Source organism: Kitasatospora sp. NPDC040550 (genome assembly GCF_055594965.1).
The window spans coordinates 95,586-116,909 of record NZ_JBVIWC010000007.1 but is presented as its reverse complement, the minus strand read 5'-3'; the positions used below and the strand labels follow the sequence as shown (position 1 = coordinate 116,909).

The 21,324-nt window shown below is 72.6% G+C and carries 17 protein-coding genes and 1 pseudogene; 8 read left to right on the top strand and 10 right to left on the bottom strand.

Annotated features, from left to right (window positions below; genetic code table 11):
- Positions 1–2,527: pseudogene (locus tag ACZ58X_RS12920) on the bottom strand (hypothetical protein); the annotation flags it as partial.
- Between the two features lie 509 nt (positions 2,528–3,036).
- Positions 3,037–3,480: a methylmalonyl-CoA epimerase gene (gene mce, locus ACZ58X_RS12915; RefSeq protein WP_470333715.1), complete on the bottom strand. Its 444-nt coding sequence runs from the start codon at positions 3,478–3,480 to the stop codon at positions 3,037–3,039.
- A gap of 257 nt (positions 3,481–3,737) precedes the next feature.
- Here mce and ACZ58X_RS12910 point away from each other — a divergent pair, with 257 nt between their 5' ends.
- Together ACZ58X_RS12910 and meaB are read left to right on the top strand one after the other, a co-directional pair.
- A complete protein-coding gene (locus ACZ58X_RS12910; protein ID WP_470333714.1) occupies positions 3,738–4,931 on the top strand; it encodes an acetyl-CoA C-acetyltransferase in 1,194 nt (397 codons plus the stop codon).
- Between the two features lie 122 nt (positions 4,932–5,053).
- Positions 5,054–6,010 (top strand): methylmalonyl Co-A mutase-associated GTPase MeaB, encoded by a 957-nt coding sequence (meaB, locus tag ACZ58X_RS12905; protein WP_380396782.1) that lies wholly within the window; start codon positions 5,054–5,056, stop codon positions 6,008–6,010.
- Between the two features lie 112 nt (positions 6,011–6,122).
- On the opposite strand, the gene ACZ58X_RS12900 is transcribed toward meaB, so the two are convergent.
- From ACZ58X_RS12900 to ACZ58X_RS12880, 5 genes are all read right to left on the bottom strand, one after another.
- A complete protein-coding gene (locus ACZ58X_RS12900; RefSeq protein WP_470333713.1) occupies positions 6,123–6,638 on the bottom strand; it encodes a MarR family winged helix-turn-helix transcriptional regulator in 516 nt (171 codons plus the stop codon).
- A 40-nt stretch (positions 6,639–6,678) separates the two neighbouring features.
- Entirely contained in the window at positions 6,679–7,479 is an 801-nt protein-coding gene (locus tag ACZ58X_RS12895; protein ID WP_470333867.1) for an AIM24 family protein, read from the bottom strand.
- A gap of 245 nt (positions 7,480–7,724) precedes the next feature.
- Positions 7,725–8,375, bottom strand: coding sequence for an AIM24 family protein (locus tag ACZ58X_RS12890; RefSeq protein WP_470333712.1), 651 nt, complete (start codon positions 8,373–8,375; stop codon positions 7,725–7,727).
- Complete coding sequence (locus ACZ58X_RS12885; RefSeq protein ID WP_360243755.1) at positions 8,375–9,013, bottom strand: AIM24 family protein; 639 nt, start codon at positions 9,011–9,013, stop codon at positions 8,375–8,377. The genes ACZ58X_RS12890 and ACZ58X_RS12885 overlap by 1 nt, the downstream gene beginning before the upstream one ends.
- 80 nt (positions 9,014–9,093) lie before the next feature.
- Positions 9,094–9,897 carry a DUF2127 domain-containing protein gene (locus tag ACZ58X_RS12880; protein WP_470333711.1) on the bottom strand — a complete coding sequence of 268 codons (804 nt, stop codon included), beginning with the start codon at positions 9,895–9,897 and terminating at the stop codon, positions 9,094–9,096.
- Positions 9,898–10,144: 247 nt separating this feature from the next.
- On the opposite strand from ACZ58X_RS12880, the gene ACZ58X_RS12875 reads away from it, so the two are divergent.
- A complete protein-coding gene (locus ACZ58X_RS12875) occupies positions 10,145–10,456 on the top strand; it encodes a DUF3817 domain-containing protein (RefSeq protein ID WP_470333710.1) in 312 nt (103 codons plus the stop codon).
- A gap of 171 nt (positions 10,457–10,627) precedes the next feature.
- Here the strand turns inward: ACZ58X_RS12875 and ACZ58X_RS12870 are convergent, their stop codons facing one another.
- Both ACZ58X_RS12870 and ACZ58X_RS12865 read right to left on the bottom strand, forming a co-directional pair.
- A complete protein-coding gene (locus ACZ58X_RS12870) occupies positions 10,628–12,250 on the bottom strand; it encodes a M4 family metallopeptidase (protein ID WP_470333709.1) in 1,623 nt (540 codons plus the stop codon).
- A gap of 501 nt (positions 12,251–12,751) precedes the next feature.
- Complete coding sequence (locus ACZ58X_RS12865) at positions 12,752–14,380, bottom strand: M4 family metallopeptidase (protein ID WP_470333708.1); 1,629 nt, start codon at positions 14,378–14,380, stop codon at positions 12,752–12,754.
- 497 nt (positions 14,381–14,877) lie between these two features.
- Between ACZ58X_RS12865 and ACZ58X_RS12860 the strand changes: the two genes are divergently transcribed.
- From ACZ58X_RS12860 to ACZ58X_RS12850, 3 genes are all read left to right on the top strand, one after another.
- On the top strand, positions 14,878–15,414 hold the full coding sequence (locus ACZ58X_RS12860; RefSeq protein ID WP_470333707.1) for a MarR family winged helix-turn-helix transcriptional regulator: 537 nt from the start codon (positions 14,878–14,880) through the stop codon (positions 15,412–15,414).
- A 76-nt stretch (positions 15,415–15,490) separates the two neighbouring features.
- The gene (locus ACZ58X_RS12855; RefSeq protein WP_375891489.1) at positions 15,491–15,829 is read left to right on the top strand and encodes a DUF3817 domain-containing protein; all 339 of its coding nucleotides are present in this window, start codon (positions 15,491–15,493) and stop codon (positions 15,827–15,829) included.
- Between the two features lie 253 nt (positions 15,830–16,082).
- Positions 16,083–17,768 (top strand): acyl-CoA mutase large subunit family protein, encoded by a 1,686-nt coding sequence (locus ACZ58X_RS12850; protein ID WP_470333706.1) that lies wholly within the window; start codon positions 16,083–16,085, stop codon positions 17,766–17,768.
- 89 nt (positions 17,769–17,857) lie between these two features.
- On the opposite strand, the gene ACZ58X_RS12845 is transcribed toward ACZ58X_RS12850, so the two are convergent.
- Positions 17,858–18,487, bottom strand: coding sequence for a TetR/AcrR family transcriptional regulator (locus ACZ58X_RS12845; RefSeq protein WP_470333866.1), 630 nt, complete (start codon positions 18,485–18,487; stop codon positions 17,858–17,860).
- 384 nt (positions 18,488–18,871) lie between these two features.
- On the opposite strand from ACZ58X_RS12845, the gene ACZ58X_RS12840 reads away from it, so the two are divergent.
- Positions 18,872–19,864, top strand: a complete 993-nt coding sequence (locus tag ACZ58X_RS12840) for a tetratricopeptide repeat protein (protein WP_470333705.1) — start codon at positions 18,872–18,874, stop codon at positions 19,862–19,864.
- A 746-nt stretch (positions 19,865–20,610) separates the two neighbouring features.
- Positions 20,611–21,282, top strand: coding sequence for a DUF6230 family protein (locus tag ACZ58X_RS12835; protein ID WP_360243731.1), 672 nt, complete (start codon positions 20,611–20,613; stop codon positions 21,280–21,282).
- The last annotated feature ends 42 nt before the right edge of the window (positions 21,283–21,324 follow it).

Sequence of the window (21,324 nt, the reverse complement as noted above, 5' to 3'; positions counted from 1 at the left end):
CCTCGGCGGTCTCGCGCTGCTGGGTGGTCTCCTGCTGGGCGAGGGCGCGCAGCTCGGCGGCGGCCCGCTCGGCCTCGGCGCGCTGCTCGGCCGCGTACAGCTCCGCCTCCTCGCGCTGCTCGGCCGTCTCGCGGTCGGCGCTCTCCCGCTGCTCGGCGGCGTACCGGTCGGCGGCCGCGCGGACCTCGGCGGTCTCCCGGGCGGTGCGCTCGGTCAGCTCGGCGGCGCCCTGCTCGGCCTGCTCGCGGGCGGCCCGGGCCGCGGCCAGCTGCTCGGCGGTCTCCTCGCGCTCGCGCTGCAGCCCGGTGGCGGCCTCCTCGTGCTCGCGCCGGCTCTCCTCGCGCAGCGCGTTCGCGGTGGCCTCGGCCTCGGCCCTGGTGCGGGCGGCCTCGGTGTCGGCCTCGGTGCGCACCCGCTCGGCGTCGGCGACCGCGGCGTCCCGGACGGCGTTCGCCTCGGCCTGGGCCTCGGCGGCCAGGGCCTCCGCGGCGGCGGTCGCCTCGGTGCGCACCCGCTGGTCGAACTCGGTTGCGCTGCGCCGGAGTTCGGCGGTCTCGCGCTCGGTGGCCGTGCGGTTCTCGGCGGCCGCTGCTTTGGCGGCGGCCACCGCGTCCTGGCCCTGCTGCTCGGCGGCCGAGGTGATCTTCTCGGCCTCGGTACGGGCCCGGGCCAGGGTCTGCTCGGCCCGGCCCTGGGTCTCGGCGGCCTGCTCCTGGGCCTGCGCCCGCAGCCGCTCGATCTCCCCGGCGGCACCGGCGCGCAGCTCGTCCGCGTCGGCCTTGGCCTTGGTGAGCAGCTCCTCGGCGTTCTTCGCCGACTCCTCGATCTGCAGCACGGCCTGGCGGCGGGCCTCGCTGCGGGCCCGGTCGGCCTCGGCGGCGGCCTGGGCGCGCAGCTCCTCGGCCTCGGCGCGCAGCCGGGCCGCCTCGTCCTGCATCTGCTCGATCCGCTCGCGGATCGCGGCGGCGTCGTCCAGGGCGGCGTTCTGCGCCTGCTCGACGGCGGCCTGCGCCTGCTCGCGCAGTCGCTGGGCCTCGGCGTGCGCCTCGGCGCGGATCCGCTCGGCCTCGGCGGAGGCCTCGCCGCGGGCGGTCTCGGCGTCCTGGTTGGCCCGGCCGAGCACCTCCTCGGCGGTCTTGGCGGCCTTGGCGAGGTGGACGGTGGCGTCCTTGGCACCGGCCGCGCGGCCCGCCTCCTCGGCCTCGCCGCGCAGCCGCTGGGCGTCGGCCTCGGCCTGCGCCCGCAGCTCCGCCACGTCCCGGTCGGCCCGGGCGCGCAGCTCGGCGATCGCCGCCTCGGCCTCGGCCTTCAACTGGGCGGCGACCGACTCGGCGGTGGCCCGCAGCCGCTCGCTCTCCTCGGCGGCGGCGGCCTTGGCGGCGTCCGCCTCGGCCTGCCGGGTGGCGGCGTCGCTGCGGATCGCCTCGGCCTCGGCCCGGATGGCCTCGGACTCCTTGGTGGCGTTGGCGACCAGCCGGGCGATCTCGGCCCGGGCGGTCTGCGAGCGCTGCTCGGTGGCGGCCTCGCCGTCGGCGACCTTGCGCTCGGCGGCGGCCTCGGCGTCGGCCTGCAGCTGCTCGGCGGCCTGCTCGGCCTGGATCCGCAGCTCGGTGGCCTCCCGGCGGGCGCGCTCGGCCTCGGCGATCGCCGCGTCGCGCAGCCGCTCTATCTCGGCCTTCGCGGCGCCCAGCTGCTGCTCGGCGCGGGCCTGCTCGGCGGCGGCCTGCTCCTTGAGCCGGCCGATCTCGGCCTGGGCGGCGGCCAGCTGCTGCTCGGCGGCGGCATGGGCGGCGGCCAGCTCCTGCTGGGCCTGGCCACGGGCGGCGTCCACGTCGGCGGCGGCCTGGGCACCGGCCTGCTGGGCGTGCTCGGAGGCGGCGCGGAGCAGTCGCTCGGCGTCGTTCTGGGCCTTCTGGAGGGCGGCCTCGGCGGCGGCCTGGGCCTCGCCGCGGGCGGCGTCCACGTCGGCGGCGGTCTGGGCGCGGGCGTGGTCGGAGAGGGCGGCGGCCTCGGCGCGGGCCGCGGCGACCATCCGCTCGGCCTCGGCGCGGGCCTCCTGGAGCAGGCGCTGGGCCTCCTGCTCGGAGCCGGACCGGGTCTGCTCGGCCCAGCCGTTGACGTGCTGCTCGGCGGAGCGGCGCAGCTCGGTGAGCTCGTCCTCCAGCTGGCGGCGGCGCGCGGTGAGCTCGGCCTCCAGCCGGGCGGTGCGCTCGGCGGCCTCGGCCATGATCCGCTGGGTGGCGGCCTGGGAGTCGCGCAGCTGGCGCTCGGCGTCGGCGCGCATCTGCTGGGCCTGCATCTCGGCGGTCCGGAGCATCTGCTCGGCCTGGCCGGAGACGGCGTCGAAGGCGCGCGGCTGGGCGAGCATGCGCCGGGATTCGTGCAGCTTGGCCCGGAGCACCTCCACCTGGTAGGCGAGGTCCTCGGCATGCTCGACTGCCTTGTCCCGCTCCTTCCGAGTCCGACCCATCTCGGCCTCGAACTGGGAGAGGTGATCGTCAACCTCGTAGCGGTCGTTGCCCCGCACTCCGCGGTCCCATCCATCTCCTGGTCGCGTCCTCGACCCGGCCGGTCCCGGCCACCCGTGTCCGGGGTCCTGGTCCGACTGGTCCTTGCATCCGCGGTCACCGGACGACCCGCTGCCAAGCCGGAGCCGTCCGCCGCGGTCGTCGGAGTCCTGGTCGCGGGAGCGCGGATGTGCCGCGTTCCCCCGTCCGGGTGGACTCCTGGGCGAACTCTTGCCTGTGGAGAATGGTGACAGATCCGTCTTGCGACTGTTCAGCCGTGCCCGCGTACTGGACTCCCCTGCGACGGGCCGGCCACCGGAGGGCGGACAGGCCTGTCATCGGCCGTGCCCGTTGCCTCCGTCCCCCGGAGTCTTCGCGCACCTGGGCATTGTAGTGGGCGCGCACCGTGGGGGAATGGCCGCGTGGGGGTTTTCCGGCTGCCGGACCACGTTACTGACGGGTCGCTACGGGCCCAACTCCGGTGTGCCGCCCGGGAGCGGGCGGCACCGGGAGTGGTTCGGAGGTCGTTTCAGTGCCCTTCGTGCTCGCCCGGCTGGGCCGAGGTGACCAGCTCGGTCAGCACGCCGCCGCAGTCCTTGGGGTGCAGGAAGGTGATCCGCGAGCCCATCGAGCCGATCCGCGGCTGGTCGTACAGGACCCGGACGCCCTTGTCGCGGATCGCCTCGGAGTCGCCGTCCACGTCGGCGGTGCCGAAGGCGATGTGGTGCACGCCCTCGCCGTTCTTCTCCAGCCACTTGGCGACGGTGGAGTCCGGGCGGGTGGGCTCCAGCAGCTGGAGGTAGGAGGCGCCGCCGTCGTCCGTGCCGTTGATCCGGAGCATGGCCTCGCGGACCCCCTGCTCCTCGTTGACCTCGCTGTGGAACACCTCGAAGCCGTAGGTCGCGCGGTAGAACTCGACCGTCTTGTCGAGGTCTCGGCAGGCGATGCCGATGTGGTCGATGCGGGTCAGCACGGCGCCTCCAGGGGCGGTGGACGGACAGTGGCACCCAGTGCAGCGTACGGCGCCGAGGCGGCGCCAGTGCCGGACGTGCGAGCCTGCTCACACGCCGGGAATCACCCGGACGTTCACCCGGACCGCATCGGCACGGTGTTGACTGGACGGTGCCAGTGCGCTCGATCACACCGTCGCTCCGGTGACGGGCGGAAAACGGGTCAGTACCCTGAGCGCATCCTCACCACCTGGCCACGACGTGCGAAGGGGCCCGTCCCATGACCAACACCACCTCTGTGATCGTTGCCGGTGCGCGGACCCCGATGGGCCGCCTGCTCGGTTCCCTCAAGGGCTTCTCCGGTGCCGACCTCGGCGGCTTCGCGATCAAGGGCGCGCTGGAGCGGGCCGGCATCACGGGTGAGCAGGTCCAGTACGTGATCATGGGCCAGGTGCTGCAGGCCGGCGCCGGCCAGATCCCGGCCCGCCAGGCGGCCGTCAAGGCCGGCATCCCGATGAACGTCCCGGCGCTGACCATCAACAAGGTCTGCCTCTCCGGCCTGGACGCCATCGCCCTGGCCGACCAGCTGATCCGGGCCGGCGAGTTCGACATCGTGGTGGCCGGCGGCCAGGAGTCCATGACCAACGCCCCGCACCTGCTGCCGAAGTCCCGCGAGGGCTACAAGTACGGTGCGGTCGAGGTGCTCGACGCGATGGCCCACGACGGCCTGACCGACGCCTACGAGAACATCCCGATGGGCGAGTCCACCGAGAAGCACAACACCCGCCTGGGCATCGCCCGCGACGTGCAGGACGAGATCGCCGCCGCCTCCCACCAGCGGGCCGCCAAGGCGCAGGCCGACGGCGTCTTCGAGGCCGAGATCGTCCCGGTCGCCATCCCGCAGCGCAGGGGCGAGCCGGTGCTGTTCAGCCAGGACGAGGGCATCCGCGCCGACACCACCGTGGAGGGCCTGGCCAAGCTGCGCCCCGCCTTCACCAAGGACGGCACGATCACCGCCGGCACCTCCTCGCAGATCTCCGACGGCGCCGCCGCCGTGGTCGTGATGAGCAAGGCCAAGGCCGAGGAGCTGGGCCTGACCTGGATCGCCGAGATCGGCGCCCACGGCAACGTGGCCGGCCCGGACAACTCGCTCCAGTCGCAGCCGTCCAACGCGATCAAGCACGCGCTGGGCAAGGAGGGCCTGGAGGTCTCCGACCTCGACCTGATCGAGATCAACGAGGCCTTCGCGGCCGTCGCCCACCAGTCGATGAAGGACCTCGGCGTCTCCGCCGACATCGTCAACGTCAACGGCGGCGCGATCGCGCTCGGCCACCCGATCGGGATGTCCGGCGCCCGCGTGGTGCTGACCCTCGCGCTGGAGCTGCAGCGCCGCGGCGGCGGGGTCGGCGCGGCCGCGCTGTGCGGCGGCGGCGGCCAGGGCGACGCGCTGATCGTGCGCGTGCCGAAGGCCTGACCGCGCCGCTGTGACCCCGGGGCCGCGGACCGCCACAAGTGGTCCGCGGCCCCTTCGGCATCTGCCGTCGTTCGCCGCCGTACGCCGCCGCCACCCGCCGGCATCCGCGCAAGGAGCTCCTGATGATCGATGTCGCCACGCTGGTCGAGCAGGCCCGGGAGGGCCGGCCGCGGGCGGTCGCCCGGCTGATCACGCTGGTCGAGAACGCCGCCCCGCAGCTGCGGGAGGCGATGGCCGCGCTCGCGCCGTACACCGGGCAGGCGTACACGGTGGGCCTGACCGGCTCGCCCGGGGTGGGCAAGTCCACCTCCACCTCGGCGCTGGTCTCCGCCTACCGGCGGCTCGGCAAGCGGGTCGGGGTGCTCGCCGTCGACCCGTCCTCGCCGTTCTCCGGCGGGGCGCTGCTGGGCGACCGGGTCCGGATGCAGGACCACGCGACCGACCCCGAGGTGTTCATCCGCTCGATGGCCACCCGCGGGCACCTGGGCGGGCTGTCCTGGGCGGCGCCGCAGGCGCTGCGGGTGCTGGACGCGGCCGGCTGCGAGGTGATCCTGGTGGAGACCGTCGGCGTGGGCCAGTCCGAGGTCGAGGTCGCCGCCCAGGCGGACACCGCCGTGGTGCTGCTGGCCCCCGGGATGGGCGACGGCATCCAGGCGGCCAAGGCGGGCATCCTGGAGATCGGCGACGTCTTCGTGGTCAACAAGGCCGACCGGGACGGCGCCGACGCCACCGCGCGGGAGCTCAACCACATGCTGGGCCTCGGCGAGGCCCGCGAGGCGGGGGACTGGCGCCCGCCGATCGTGAAGACCGTCGCGGCCCGCGGCGAGGGCGTGGACGAGGTGGTCGAGGCCCTGGAGAAGCACCGCGCCTGGCTGGAGGAGACCGGCGAACTGGCGGTGCGCCGCCGCCGTCGGGCCGCCCAGGAGATCGAGGCGATCGCGCTGGCCGAGCTGCGCGCCCGGATCGGCGACCTCTCCGGCGACCGCCACCTGGCCGGCCTGGCCGAGCGGGTGGTCAACGGCGAGCTGGACCCGTACGGTGCGGCCGACGAACTGGTCGCGGGCCTGACCACGGGCTGAGCGTCGCGCGCGGGGCCCCGGACCGGCTGCGGTCCGGGGCCCCGCCGCGGTCCGCTGTGCGGCCAGGTGCGGCCAGGTGCGGCCAGGTGCGGCCAGGTGCGGCCAGGACCGGCTAGGACCGGCCGCGCAGGCCGCGGAGGTGTTCGGCGACCGGGGCCAGGGCCTCGTAGAGGGCGTCGAGCTGCTCCGGGGTGAAGCGGTCGATGAAGTGGGCCCGGACGCTGCGCACGTGGTCGGGGGCGACCTGCTGCATGGTCTCCCAGCCCTGTTCGGTGAGGTGGGCGTAGAGGCCGCGGCGGTCGCCGGGGCACTCCTGGCGCAGCACCAGCCCGGTGTTCTCCATCCGGGTGATCTGGTGCGAGAGCCGGCTCTTGGACTGCAGGGTGGCGGTCGCGAGGTCCGTCATCCGCATCCGGTGGTCGGGGGCCTCGGAGAGCACGACCAGGATCTCGTAGTCGTTGATCGCCAGGTTGTGGGGCTGGAGTTCGCGGCTGAGCTGGTAGTCCAGCAGCTTGGCGACCTCCAGATGGGCGCGCCACATCCGCTGCTCCCTGGCGGTCAGCCAGGGAGTCTCCTCCTCGGGCTGCGGCGGAGGGTTGTCCGCAGTGTCGATCGTGTGCGTATCCATGGGGCCAAGCATAGCCGATTTAGTTCAATCTTGTACAAGTTTACAGACCGAAACGCCGACCGAGTTCGCCCAGGTTACCGAGGCCCGGTGCGTTGGACTGGTTGCCGCCGTGGCCCGGCTGGTTCGGCACCCCGCTGCCCGGAACCCCGGCCTCGGCGTCCACCCGGCCGACCGGGCGCTCGGCCAGCAGCGTCTCGCTGGACTGCACCAGCACCTGCCCGGCGCCGATGAACTCGAACTGGTGCTCCTCGCCGGAGGCGCCGCCGATGCCGGTCAGCCGCCGCAGGCCGCCGACCACCCCGTGCAGGTAGTCGTGGTCGTAGTGGTGGCACGGCGCCGGGCAGTCCGCCCAGCCGACCAGCGCCTGCGGGTCCACCCGGACCGGCGGCTCCACGAAGTGCACCGGCCCGTTGGAGGCGGCGACGAAGCGGCCGGTGCCGATCAGGGTCAGGAAGCCCGGGATGATCGACTGCTTGAGCCGCAGTGTCGGGTCGAAGGCGAGCAGGTTGCCCGAGCGGACGGTCAGGTTGCCGTCGTCCAGGTCGTAGGAGTTGAGGTCGAAGGCGCGGTCGGCCAGCAGCAGCCGGCCGGAGCCCTGGGCGACCACCCAGTCCGCGGCGTGCAGCGGGGAGTTGAAGTGCTGGCCGAGCACCCGGTCGACCATCCCGGCGCCGACGCCGCGGAAGGAGATGTCGCCGTAGTAGGCGACCATCTTGCCCTTCTGCAGGAAGTAGGAGCCGTTCAGCTCGACGGCGAAGGCGTACGGGTTGACGTTGTCGTTGGCCGGCAGGGTGTGCGCGTCGTACACCACCGGGCCGGTGCCGCCGTGGGTGGTCGGCAGCGGGGCCTGCGGGCCGCCGAACTGCTCCTGGGCGTACGACTGTTGGGGCTGCTGCGGCTGGTCCTGCGGCGGCTGGTGGGCCTGCTGCGGATAGGCCTGCGGCTGGTAGGACGGCGGCGGGGGAGGCGGCGGCGGGTGGTCCGCGGAGCGGCCGTGGTTCGGCGGCAGCGTGAAGCCCGGCTGGGTCTGCTGGTCGTGCGGCGACTGCCCGTACGGCGGCCGCGGCGGCTGCGGCGGGTGGGACATCAGAGCTTCTCCTCGCTCGCCTGGACGTACGCCGTGCCCTGCCCGGACAGTTCCAGCTGGAACGCCTCGCCCGAACCGCGGCCGATCATCTCGCGCCAGCCGATCGCCGTGGACAGCTTGTTGCGGACCTCGCCGCGGTGCGCCACGTATGCCTGCGGGTCGACGTGCACCGACTGGCCGGGGGTGATCGGCAGCTCGAAGACGCCGCCGTGGGCCATCACGGCGACCGAGCCGTGGCCCTCCAGCCGGGTGGTGAACAGGCCCTGCCCGCTGACCTGGCCGCGGACCATGCCCATCACCCCGCCCTGCGAGCCGAGGAAGACGGTGGACTGGCGCAGGGTGCCCTCGAAGGCGAGCAGGCGGTCCGCCTCGACGAACAGGGTGTCGCCGACCAGGTCGATCACGTGCACGTGGTGGCCGCCGTGGCCGAACATCACCCGGCCCTGGCCCTCGACCGTCATCAGCGGGGTGTCCTCGTTGGCGACCCGCCGGCCGATCATCGACATCACCCCGCCCTGGCCGCCGGTGATGTTCGGGGTGAAGCGGACGTCGCCGGTGTACCCGAGCATCGCCCCGCGCTGGCTGAACAGCCGCTGGCCGGGCACCACCTGGGCCTCGACCATCTTGCCGTTGATCCGGGTGAAGCCCATCAGACGTCACCCCCGATGGTGACCTTCTCCGAGGGCTGGACGTACACCAGGCCCTCGCCGGTGAACTCGACCTGCACGGCCTCGCCGCCGCCCTCGCCGATCACCGTGGTCCAGCCCGCGCCCGACTTCACGCTGCGGTGCAGGTTGCCGGTGTGCGCGACGTACGCGCCGGGGTCGACCCGCAGCGGCATGTCCTTGCCGACCCGCAGGATGACGGCCGGCCCGTTGGAGGTGACGGCCGCCCAGCCGTGCCCCTCCACCTTGGTGGTGAAGAGGCCGTTGCCCGAGGAGACGCCGTTCAGCCCGGTGAAGCTGGTGCCGGTGTGCAGCCCGGCCTCGGTGCAGAGCAGGTTGTCCGCCTCGACGTAGAGCGTCTCCCCGTCGAGGCGGACCAGGTTGATCTCGGTGGCCCGGTCGGCGAAGTAGCAGGTGCCCTGCCCTTTCACCTCCATGACCGTCATCCGCTCGCCGGTGAGTCTGCGGGCGACCATGCCGCGCAGCCCGTCCCCGCCGCCGGTCAGTTTCTTGAAGGTCATCTGGCCGGTGTACGCGACCATCGAGCCGTGCCGGGCCTTGACGGCGTCCCCGCCCAACTCGACGGCGAGGACCCGCGATCCCTGGAGTCTGAACTGTGCCACGGCCGCAATCTAGCCGCCGCGGGGGCGGCCGGGCGAGAGGGCCGGGGCGGACCGGTACGGACTCGGGACAATCGTTCGGGTCAGGAGCGTGCGTGCGCCCCGTGGCCGTGGCCGGGGTGCGGGACGGTCCCGGCGGCCTCCTCGACCTCCAGCAGCGAGGCCGAGTGGCGCTCCGCCTCGAAGGCCACCACGCCGCCGCGCAGGCCGAACAGCCGCTTGGAGAGCATGATCCAGAGCACCGCGGCGATGTTCAGCAGCAGGGTGCAGACCTTCACGGCGCTGACGTGCTCGTGCAGCTCGTAGCCCTCCAGCGGGAGGAAGGCGGCGGTGGCGACCACGGTCAGGTACTCGGCCCAGCGCTTGCCCAGCCAGAGGCCGACCGCCTCGACGATCTCGATCAGCGCGTAGGCGATCATCGCGCCGGCGACGATCAGCAGGGTCTTCTTCTGGTAGCCGAAGGTCTTGCGGATGGTCTCGACGATCGGGGCGTGGTCGAGGTCCCAGTGGAAGTGGTCGGTGACCGGCTTGAAGATCGTGAGGTCGTCCTCGAAGATCCGCTGCACGGCCTCCTGGCTGTTGGAGAACTTCCAGACGCCCCAGGCCATCAGGATGATGATCACGCCGCGCAGTACCCGCTCGACGGCCAGGAAGCGCAGGATGAAGAGGTCCCGCAGGGCCTTGCCGCGCGGCACCAGCGGGGCGTCCGCCGCCGGGCCGGAGCCGTGCGGGGCGCCGAGCGCGAAGTCGCCGCAGCGCAGGCAGCGCCAGGCGTCGCCGACGGCGGTGGCGGTGTGCAGCCGGGCGGCCAGTTCGGGCTCGGCCGGCGCGTAGGTGATGTGGCCGCGCTTGGCGCAGGTCCTGCGGTCCCAGTCACGCTTGAACATGTGGTGCTACCCCCGTGGTGCGATGCCGGTGGCGCCCGGTTCCGTCGGGCGCGCGGGCAGCAGGATAGGGGGTGCGGGCGACGCCCTGCTGCGACCGGCGGGGTTCTGGCGCGCGGCTGTGACATCCGGCACGGTGGCCACCCCCGGCCCGGGGCCCGTACGTGTGCTCGGTGATAATGGCCGGAAGGCTTGTGAGTCGCTTCACAAGCGTGCCCACGCCTCCGACCCCCGTATTGAGGTATCCAACGTGAACAGCAGCGCCGTCCACCGCCTGCGCCTGGTCTCCGCTCCCGAGGGGATCTCCTTCATCCTGCTGCTGATCTGCTCGGTGCTGAAGCGGACCACGTCCTTCGACGCCGTGCCGGTGATGGGCATGGTCCACGGGATCCTGTTCATCCTGTACGTGGTCTTCTGGATCCAGGCCTGGCAGGCGCAGAAGTGGGACGTCAAGCGCGGCGCCCTGCTCTTCGTGCTCTCGGTGCTGCCGCTCGGCGGCTTCTTCGCCGAGCGGATGCTCGGCCGGGAGGAGCGCGGCGAGCTGCGGCCCGCCACCGCCTGATCCCGCCACCGCCTGATCCCGCCACCGCCTGATCCGGCTCCTGCCCGGTCCCGCCCGCCCGGTCCCGCCCGTGCGCGGACGGTCGACAGGCTGCCACGGCCTCCTCTCCCAAAGGGCCGCGGCAGCCTGTCGCCGTTTCTCACCGGTGGTGGCTGGTTGACGCCGGGGCGGCTAGTTGACGTTCACCCCGCTCCAGGCCGCGCCCACCGCCTTGTACTCGGCGCTGGTCGCGCCGTAGAGGTCGGAGGCGGCCTTGAGGGTCGCCGTGCGGGCGGCCTTGTAGTTGGTGGTGGAGGTCATGTAGACGGTCAGCGCGCGGTACCAGATCGCGGCCGCCTTGTTGCGGCCGATGCCGGTCACCGTCGAGCCGTTGGAGGTCGGGCTGTTGTAGCTGACCCCGTTGACGACCTTGGCGCCGCTGCCCTCGGACAGCAGGTAGAAGAAGTGGTTGGCCACGCCCGAGGAGTAGTGGACGTCCTTGTTGCCGACCGTGGAGGACCAGTAGTCGGCCGAGCGGCCGTCCTTGGACGGCTTGTCCATGTAGCGCAGCGGGGTGCCGTTGCCGTTGATGTTGAGCTTCTCGCCGATCAGGTAGTCCGGCGGGTCGGCGGGCAGGTTGGCGTACCACTCGACCATGGTGCCGAAGATGTCCGAGGTGGCCTCGTTGAGGCCGCCGGACTCGCCCGAGTAGATCAGGCCGGCGGTGGCGGAGGTGACGCCGTGGCTCATCTCGTGGCCGGAGACGTCGATGGCGGTGAGCGGGTGGGTGTTGCCCGAGCCGTCGCCGTACGTCATGCAGAAGCAGGAGTCGTCCCAGAACGCGTTCACGTAGTTGCTGCTGTAGTGGACGCGGCTGGCGGCGCCGACGCCGTTGTTCTTGATGCCGTTGCGGCCGAAGGTGGTCTTGTAGAAGTCCCAGGTGGCGGCCGCGCCGAACTGGGCGTCCACGGCGGCGGACTCGCGGTTGGACGGCGAGCCGTTGCCCCAGGAGTTGGTGGTGTTGCTGAACAGCGTGCCGCTGCCCGAGGTGCCGCCCTTGAGGTCGGTGGTGGACTGGTTGCCCCGGGAGGCGTCCTTGAGCGAGTAGGTCGAGCCGCTCTGGGTGGTGGTCAGGGTGACGGTGCCGACGTTGACGCCCTTGCCGGTGCCGGTCGCGGTCATCACCTGCTCCTGGCTGGAGAGCACCCGGCCGGTGGCGGCGTCGGTGACGACCTCCTGGCGGCTCGGGGTGCCGTCGGCCCGCTGGCCCTGGACCACCGTGCGGTGGGCCAGTCGCGGGTCGCCGTCGGCCGCCCAGACCACCAGTTCCGGTGTGCCGGCGCCGTCCACCCGGCTGAGCGCCGGCTCGTCCGCGTCCGCGGCCAGGCCGACGGTCGCCCGGACGGCGTCGGCGGCCCGCGCGGCGGCCTGGCCGCCGGTGAGCGCCGGGGTGGTCGTGGTCAGCGCCAGCCGACCGTCGAAGGCGCGGTCCACCGAGGCCACCGAGCCGTTCGGGCGCTGGTGGACGACCAGGTCGCCGCCCAGCACCGGCAGGCCGGCGTAGGTGCGCTCGTAGCGCAGGTGCCGGGTGCCGTCGGCGTCCACCACGGCGTCCTTGACGACGAGCCGCTCCTGGCCGCCGAGGGCCAGTTGCTGCGCGAGCGGCGCGCTCTGCGCGGCGGCCAGCGCCAGCGGGGCGGCCGACGGCGGGCCGGGTACGGCCGCCTGGGCGGCGGGGAGGGCGGCGATCTGGACGACGCCGGCCAGCAGTGCGGTGGCGGAGAGCACCGCCGGGAGGGTCAACTTTCGCTTCACGTGGGGCAGTTCCTTCCACGAGACCCGCGGGTGCCTGCGGGTGCGCCGCGTACCGGGGCGCCGGGGGTGGCGCCGTTGGGGCGGTAGGGCGCGAACGTGCTGCTCCCGCGCGGCTGTTGGCGATCCGTCAGTTGGGTGGGGGCGACGGAGCGTCGGGCGGGGGCTTGGTCATAAGCATGACAATCCGTGGCAGGAAAGGACAGGGCGCCTCCCGGGATTGGCCAGGAGTCGCCAGGGGCGGGGCGGATGGTTCGGTTGCCGTCCACTGTCCGGAATCTACGGTTCGTCCGGCTGGCGGGAGCCCGCCAGCCGGGACCGCTTGACTGCTGCTCGCCCGCTCGCCTCCGGGGCGCTGGGACCGGGCGCCGACGGTCGGCTCGGGGCGGGGACCCGCCCGCTCGCCTCCGGGGCGGCGCGGACGGGCGGCGGCGGACATGGACGGACGCCCGGGGCCTGCCCTCCAACGGGGCCCCGGGCGTCCAGCTCACCTTCCGCCGTGCGTCACTTCACGTTGACGGCGGTCCAGGTCGCGGCGACGGCGCTGTACTCGGCGCTGGTGGCGCCGTACAGGTCCGCCGCGGCCTTGAGGGTGCCGGTGCGGGCCGCCGCGTAGTTGGTGGTGGAGGTGAAGTAGGTGGTCAGCGCGCGGTACCAGATCTTCGCCGCCTTGTCCCGGCCGATGCCGGAGAGGCTGGAGCCGTTGGAGGTCGGGCTGTTGTAGCTGACGCCGTTGATGGTCTTGGCGCCGCTGCCCTCGGACAGCAGGTAGAAGAAGTGGTTGGCGACGCCCGAGGAGTAGTGGACGTCCTTGTTGCCGACCGTGGAGGACCAGTAGTCCGCCGACGCGCCGTCCTTGGAGGGCTGGTCCATGTAGCGCAGCGGCTTGCCGTCACCGTTGATGTTGATCTGCTCGCCGATGAGGTAGTCCGGCTTGTCGGAGGGCAGGTTGGCGTACCACTCGACCATGGTGCCGAAGATGTCCGAGGTGGCCTCGTTGAGGCCGCCGGACTCACCGGAGTAGTTGAGGCCGGCGGTGGCGGAGGTGACGCCGTGGCTCATCTCGTGGCCGGCCACGTCCAGCGCGGTGAGCGGGTGGGTGTTGCTGGCGCCGTCGCCGTACGTCATGCAGAAGCAGGAGTCGTCCCAGAACGCGTTCACGTAGTTGGAGCCGTAGTGGACCCGGCTGGCGGCGCCGACGCCGTTGTTCTTGATGCCGTTGCGGCCGAAGGTGGTCTTGTAGAAGTCCCAGGTGGCCGCGGCGCCGTACTGGGCGTCCACGGCGGCGGACTCGGCGTTGGAGGCGAGGCCGTTGCCGAAGCTGTTGGTGGTGTTGGCGACCAGGGTGCCGGAGCCGGAGGTCTTGCCCTTGAGGGTGTAGGTGGCCTGGCCGCCGCGGGTGGCGTCCTTGAGCTGGTAGGAGCTGCCGCTCTGGGTGGTGGTCAGCGGGACGGTGCCGACGAAGACGCCCTTGCCGGTGCCGGAGGCGGTCTGCACCTCCTCGTGGGTGGAGAGCACCTGGCCGCTCGCCGCGTCGGTGACCAGCAGCTGGCGGCTCGGGGTGCCGTCGGCCCGCTCGCCCTCGACCGTGGTGCGGTACGCCAGGCGCGGGCTGCCGTCGGTGGCCCAGACCACCAGCTCGGCCTTGCCGGTCTGGTGCACCGCCGTCAGCGGCGCCTCGTCCTCGTCGACGGTGATGCCGACGGTGGACTGCACGGCGCCGGTGGCCTGGGCGGCGGCCTTGTCCGCGGGGATCTGCGGGGTGAGGCTGGGCAGCGCGAGCTTCGCGCCGACGGCCTTGTCCACGGCGGTGGTGGTGCCGTCCGCCTTCTGGTGCACGACCAGGTCGCCGCCGAGGACGGGGAGCCCGGCGAGGGTGCGCTCGTAGCGGAGGTGGCGGGTGCCGTCGGCGTCCACCACGACGTCCTTGGCGACCAGTTGCTCCTGGCCGCCGAGGGCCAGCGCGTGGGCGACCTTGCCGGACTGGCCGTTCGCCTGGGCGAGCAGGGCGGCGAGCTGCTGGGAGCTGCCGGCCTGCGGGGCGGGGTCGGCCTGGGCCGCGCCGGCCTGGACGACACCGGTGAGCAGAGCGGTGGCGGAGAGTACGGCGACTGCGGCGAGCTTTCGCTTCACGGACGAGTCCTTCCGGGAAACCGCGTGTGGGCGCGGTCGCGCCGCGTCCCGGGGGCCGGGTTCGGCACCTTCGGGGCGGGACGGGCGCTGACGTGCGAGGACCCCGAACGGTCGTGCGGCTGCCACCGGTTGGGTGGGGGTGGTGGCGGTCGAACGGGGTTGGCGGAAAGCATGACAATCAAGCAAATCAAATGACAGGTCTTCCTCATGAATTGGCCAAGTCCCGCCAAGGCGACGGAATGTGAACGGACGGACAAAGCGGGCGTTTCGCCCGGACTTTCAGCGGGTTCCGGTCCGAACCGAGGCCTGATAGCGGGGCGTTCGGGCGTTCGAAGGTCAACCCCGTTGCGCCGGGCGGCTGTTGCCCGCAGTTCACACCGACGCAATGTCCAGGTATGGACCTGGCCGTCCGATTGGCGGGATCCCGCCACGCGTCGCGCTTGTCCACCATCAGGACGGCTGGTAGCACACGTCCCGTCCGCCGGTACGGTAAGGAGGTGGCCAAGCCCCTCGCACTCGACTTCGACCCGATCGCCCGCGCCGACGAACTGTGGGCCCGCCGCTGGGGCACCGTGCCCTCGATGGCGGCGATCACCTCGATCATGCGCGCCCACCAGATCCTGCTGTCCCGGGTCGACGCGGTGCTCAAGCCGTACGGACTGACCTTCGCCCGGTACGAGGCGCTGGTACTGCTGACCTTCAGCCGGACCGGCGAGCTCTCGCTCTCCAAGATCGGCGAGCGGCTGATGGTCCACCCGACCAGCGTCACCAACACCGTCGACCGGCTGGAGCGGGCCGGCCTGGTCGCCCGCCGCCCCAACCCGCTGGACGGCCGCGGGGTGCTCGCCGCGATCACCGGGCGCGGCCGCGAGGTGGTCGAGGAGGCCACCCGGGAGCTGATGTCGATGGAGTTCGGGCTGGAGGAGTACGGCCCCGAGCAGTGCCGGCAGGTCTTCGAACTGCTCAAGCCGCTGCGGATCGCGGCGGGCGACTTCGCCGAACCGGACGAGGGGGCTGCTCAGGGGCGGCCGTGAGGGCGGCTACCCTCGTGGGAGCGGTGCGCGGATCCGGGCGCACCGGCCGGAAGAGCCGAGCGAGGCGAGGAAGAGTATGAAGGCGACCCCCCTGCTGGGCTGGTACCGCGGCCTGGCCATTGCGACCGGTGTGGCACTCCTGGTGTTCTGCGGCTTCATGGTCGCGAAGTACGGTTTCAGCACCGCCGAGGACCTGACCACCTACGTCGCGATGCTGCACGGCTACCTGTACATCGGGTACTTCGTGGTGACCTTCCTGCTCGGGCAGAAGCTCAAGTGGCCGCTCGGCCGCCTGGTGCTGACCCTGGCGGCGGGCTGCATCCCGTTCCTCTCCTTCGTCTTCGAGCGCCGGGTGGCCCGCGAGGCCGCCGAGCAGCTCCCGGCGGGCGGCGCCCGTCAGCCGGCCGGCGTCTGAGCCGCGCGCGCCACGACCACGCGCCGCAAGCACGCGCCACGACCACGCGCCACGAGGGCGCCCCTTCCCCAGCCGGGGGAGGGGCGCCCTCGGCGTTTCCGGGCCCGGCCGCCCGGCTGCCGTTCCCGGCCGCCGCCGTTTCCACGGGCGGGGCTCCATCGACAAGTACTAGGACGTCCGAGTAAATTGGTAGGACGTCCTAATAGCTGTGCCGCCCGGTGCCGTGGCGGCCGTACGGAGCGGAGTTCGGCCCATGGACGCCGAGGAGATCGAGCGCGGACGGCAGCGCTGGCAGCAGCGGTACGACAAGGCCCGCAAGCGCGACGCGGACTTCACCACCCTCTCCGGCGACGAGGTCGAGCCGGTCTACGGCCCGGCGCCCGGGCAGCCCGTCGAGGGCTTCGAGCGGATCGGCTGGCCCGGTGAGTACCCCTTCACCCGCGGCCTGCACCCCACCGGCTACCGCGGCCGCACCTGGACCATCCGGCAGTTCGCCGGCTTCGGCAACGCCCAGCAGACCAACGAGCGCTACCGGATGATCCTGGACGCGGGCGGCGGCGGCCTCTCGGTCGCCTTCGACATGCCCACCCTGATGGGGTACGACTCGGACGACCCCAAGTCGCTCGGCGAGGTCGGCCACTGCGGCGTCGCCATCGACACGGCCGCCGACATGGAGGTGCTGTTCGCCGGCATCCCGCTCGGCGAGGTCACCACCTCGATGACGATCAGCGGCCCGGCCGTCCCGATCTTCTGCATGTACCTGGTCGCCGCCGAGCGCCAGGGCGTGGACCCGGCGGTGCTCAACGGCACCCTGCAGACCGACATCTTCAAGGAGTACATCGCGCAGAAGGAGTGGCTCTTCGCCCCCGAGCCGCACCTGCGCCTGATCGGCGACCTGATGGAGCACTGCGCCCAGGGCATCCCGGCGTACAAGCCGCTCTCCGTCTCGGGCTACCACATCCGCGAGGCCGGGGCGACGGCCGCGCAGGAGCTGGCGTACACCCTCGCGGACGGCTTCGCCTACGTCGAACTGGGCCTGTCCCGCGGCCTGGACGTGGACGTCTTCGCGCCCGGCCTGTCCTTCTTCTTCGACGCCCACCTGGACTTCTTCGAGGAGATCGCCAAGTTCCGCGCCGCGCGCCGGATCTGGGCCCGCTGGATGCGCGACCGCTTCGGCGCCAAGACCGACAAGGCGCAGTGGCTGCGCTTCCACACCCAGACCGCCGGCGTCTCGCTCACCGCGCAGCAGCCGTACAACAACGTGGTGCGCACCGCGGTCGAGGCGCTCTCCGCGGTGCTCGGCGGCACCAACTCGCTGCACACCAACGCGCTGGACGAGACCCTGGCGCTGCCCTCCGAGCAGGCGGCCGAGATCGCGCTGCGCACCCAGCAGGTGCTGATGGAGGAGACCGGCGTCACCAACGTGGCCGACCCGCTGGGCGGTTCCTGGTACGTCGAGGCGCTGACCGACCGGATCGAGCAGCAGGCCGAGGCGATCTTCCAGCGGATCCTGGACAAGGGCCGGGCGGACCACGAGATCGGCCCGATCACCTCCGGCATCCTGCGTGGGATCGAGGAGGGCTGGTTCACCGGCGAGATCGCCGAGGCGGCCTTCCAGTACCAGCAGTCGGTGGAGAAGGGCGAGAAGCGCGTGGTCGGCGTCAACTGCCACCCGCGCAGCGTCACCCCCGACCTGGAGATCCTCCGGGTCAGCCACGAGGTCGAGCGCGAGCAGGTGCGGGCGCTGGGCGAGCGCAAGGCGGCCCGGGACGAGGCGGCGGTGCGGGCCGGGCTGGACGCCATGCTGGCGGCGGCCCGCTCGGGCGAGTCGATGATCCCGCCGATGCTGGACGCGGTGCGCGCCGAGGCGACCCTGGGCGAGATCTGCAACGCGCTGCGGCAGGAGTGGGGGACGTACCAGGAGAACGCGGCCTTCTGACCGCAGGGCCGCCGGGCCTGCCCGGCCGGCTGACCCGTTGAACGCCCGAGCCGCCGTACGGAGGTCCGTACGGCGGCTCCGGCGCGCCGTCAGCCGATGATCAGCGGCCCGAGCAGCAGGTCGATGAAGCGGCGGGTCCACGCGGGGGTGATCGGCTCGCCGCTGACCAGCACGCGGTGCTCGACGGTGCCGGCGATGGTGTCGAAGATGATGTCGACCTCCTCGCGGGCCGACGCGGTGTCGGTGTCCGCCTCCAGTTCGCCGCGCGCCTGGGCGGCCGCCCGGCCCTGCCGGACCAGCCGCTTCTGCGGGTCCACGATGGCCTCCCGGATCCGGCGGCGCAGTTGGGGGTCCCGGGTGCCCTCGGCGAACAGGGCGAGCAGCGCGGCCTGGGTCTCCGGGCGGGCCAGCAGGTCGGCGAACTGGCCGACCACGGCCTCGATGTCGGCCCGCAGGCTGCCGAGGTCGGGCATCACCAGGTCGTCGAAGAGGCTGGCGACGGCGTCGACCACCAGCTCGTTCTTGGAGGGCCAGCGCCGGTAGAGGGTGGTCTTGGCGACCCCGGCCCGGCTCGCGACGTGGCCCATGGTCAGTCCGCCCCAGCCGAGTTCGGCGAGGGCCTCGCGGGTGGCGTCGAGGATCGCGAGGTCGGCGGCGGCGCTGCGCGGACGGCCCTTGGCCCGTACGGCGCCGTCCCGGACGGCGTCGTCCGGTCTCACGGAGGGCTGGGCGGCCGGCACCGGGCCTCCTTGCGATCTACTGGTAAGTAACCTGGGTGGGGCTGGTAACGGTAGCGACTGTTCGCGCATTCGGGCAGCCGGGCGGACCGTGAAAGTGGGGCAGCTCACGTCCCCGAACCGCCGGTGGGGCTTGCGGCCGGGGCACCGGCTCCAGTTACGCTACGACCTGTAGCGAAAGCAGTGACAACCAGGCGCCGACCCCGTGGGACGGGGCGGCGCGGGTGCGGGTGGGGATCCGCGCCGAACGGTTCAGGCTACCGGGGGAAGGGTGCGCCGACCGGGAACCCGCACCGCGCAGCCCGCGCGGGGCGACTTTCCGGAGGTTGGTGCCCGCGAGCAGCGCGGACGGGGGAGGATGGTGCCATGCAGCCACGGAATTCGCGTCTCAACAGCTCCGCCCTGCGCGGTGCGGTCGACCTCGCCGCAGTGAAGGCGGCCGGTGAGGCCGCCCAGAAGGCCGAGCAGGCCAGGGCCGAGCGGGCCCGCCAGGCGGCCGCCGCCGAGGCGGACGGAGTCGCCGCCCCCCAGCCCGCCTACCAGCTCGTCATCGACGTCACCGAGGACACCTTCGAGACCGAGGTCGTCCAGCGCTCCGCCGAGGTGCCCGTCGTCATCGACTTCTGGGCCGAGTGGTGCGGGCCCTGCAAGCAGCTCAGCCCGATCCTGGAGGGCCTGGCCGAGGAGTACGCCGGCCGCTTCGTGCTCGCCAAGATCGACGTGGACGCCAACCAGCTGATCGCCCAGCAGTTCGGCATCCAGGGCATCCCGGCCGTGATGGCCGTGGTGGCCGGTCAGCTGGTGCCGCTGTTCCAGGGCGCGGAGAGCGCCGCCAACGTCCGCAAGGTGCTGGACCAGCTGATCCTGGTCGCCGAGCAGCGCTTCGGCATCTCCGGCGGCGCGGTCGTCCCGGGCGAGGTCGACGACGCCGCCCCGCAGCGGCCGGAGGACCCGGCGCTGGCCGCCGCGCACGACGCGCTGGACGCCGGCGACCTGAGCGGCGCCATCCAGGCGTACCGGAACGTGCTGGCCGACCAGCCGGGCAACACCGAGGCCAAGCTGGGTCTGGCCCAGGCCGAGCTGCTCAAGCGGGTCGAGGGCCTGGACCTCCAGTCGGTCCGGGCGGCCGCCGCCGCCGACCCGAAGGACGTCGGCATCCAGTTGCAGGCCGCTGACCTGGATCTGGTGGGCGGTCACGTCGAGGACGCCTTCGGGCGCCTGGTGGACACCGTCGGCCGGACCTTCGGCGAGGACCGGGACACCGTCCGGCTGCGCCTGCTGGAGCTGTTCGAGGTGATCGGCCCGGAGGACCCGCGGGTGGTCGTGGCCCGTGCTGCGCTGGCCCGCGTGCTCTTCTGAGCCGTTCCCGCGGCGGCTCTGAGCCGCTCCCGCGGCGGTCCGGCCCCGGTGCTGGCACCGGGTGCCTGGCACGTCGGATGACCTGCGGTGTCGCCTGGTGATTTGGCGACAATCCGGTCAACCGGACAGAGGTTTACCAAATCTTGATTTCACCCGTGGGTGGTCACTTTCCGTGACCACCCACGGGTGTTTCGCTGCTGTTTCCGGCAGATTTCGCCGTCACGTTTCCTTCAACACGTCACGCACGGTGCAACACGGGTCCATTCCATGATCAATGCCACCTGGTGTTGCATTACCCGTCAGTAAGGCACCCCTTGTGCTTCGCCCGGGATTCAAGCACGATCGGCCACGCCCGGTCCCAGACTCCACACCCTCCGACAGCCCGTCGGCCACGCGGAGCGCGGGATCCCCACCGGGTGATCCGCCGGCTCCGGCCGGCGGTAGGGAGGGCAGGGGGGTATCCGCGGTCCCACGGCGGTTCCTGTCCTCGACCGGCCGCGCGGCCCTGCGCGGTCGCTGGTTGTCGCTCGGGGGTGATCGCCGATGTCGTCGGTCCGACCCGTCGTCCCGCAAGGACGGCCGGTTTCGGGACGGGAGTGCCGCAGCACGCAGGCCGCTCCCGCGTCCGACGACGCCCAAGGCGCTCTCCGCTACCGAGGACGTAGCTCTCTCCCATCCCAGGCTCCCACCGGCGCGGGACGCGCCGCCGGGAGGCCGGAGATGTACGTCCTAGAAGGAGGACTCGCATGTCCAAGACCTACGGCAAGACCCGCTGGAAGCGCTTCGCCCTGGTGATGGTGCCGAGCGTCGCGGCCACCGCGATGGTCGGCGTCTCGATCGCCAACAGCGCGCTCGCCGCCTCGTTCAGCATTTCCGGCCAGCAGTTCAAGGTCAGCACCGACCAGCTGCACGGCACCAACTTCGCCCAGTTCGGCTCGGTCGACATCGAGGCGAACGGCAAGCCCCACCCGGTCGCGGTCTCGGCCTTCGACCACGCCGACATCACCAACCTGTGCCAGTCGGTGGTGACGGACCTGTCCGCGTTCGGCCTGGGCAAGATCACCCTCCAGCTGCACGCCGGTACCGAGGCGGGCAAGCCGGTGCAGGCCGACAACCTGCTGATCGACCTGGAGCAGCTGAAGGCGGACGCGACCTTCAGCCAGATGAACATCGGCCAGGACGCCTCCACCCTCTCGGGTACGGCCACCCAGGGCTGGGCCCCGCACGCGGGTGTCACCAAGGCGGGCGGCGGCGCCGGCCTGCCGTCCGGCGCGACCGGCTTCGCCCAGTCCGCCAAGACCGCCGACCTGAGCGGCGTTCAGCAGACCGCGCGGGCCACCTCGGCCGGCACGTTCAAGCTGAACGGCCTCAACCTCGCGCTCAAGAGCGGCGACGGCGCGGGCAACGAGTGCTTCTGAGCCACGTCTGACGGCACGCCGACCGGCGTGCCCGGATGACAG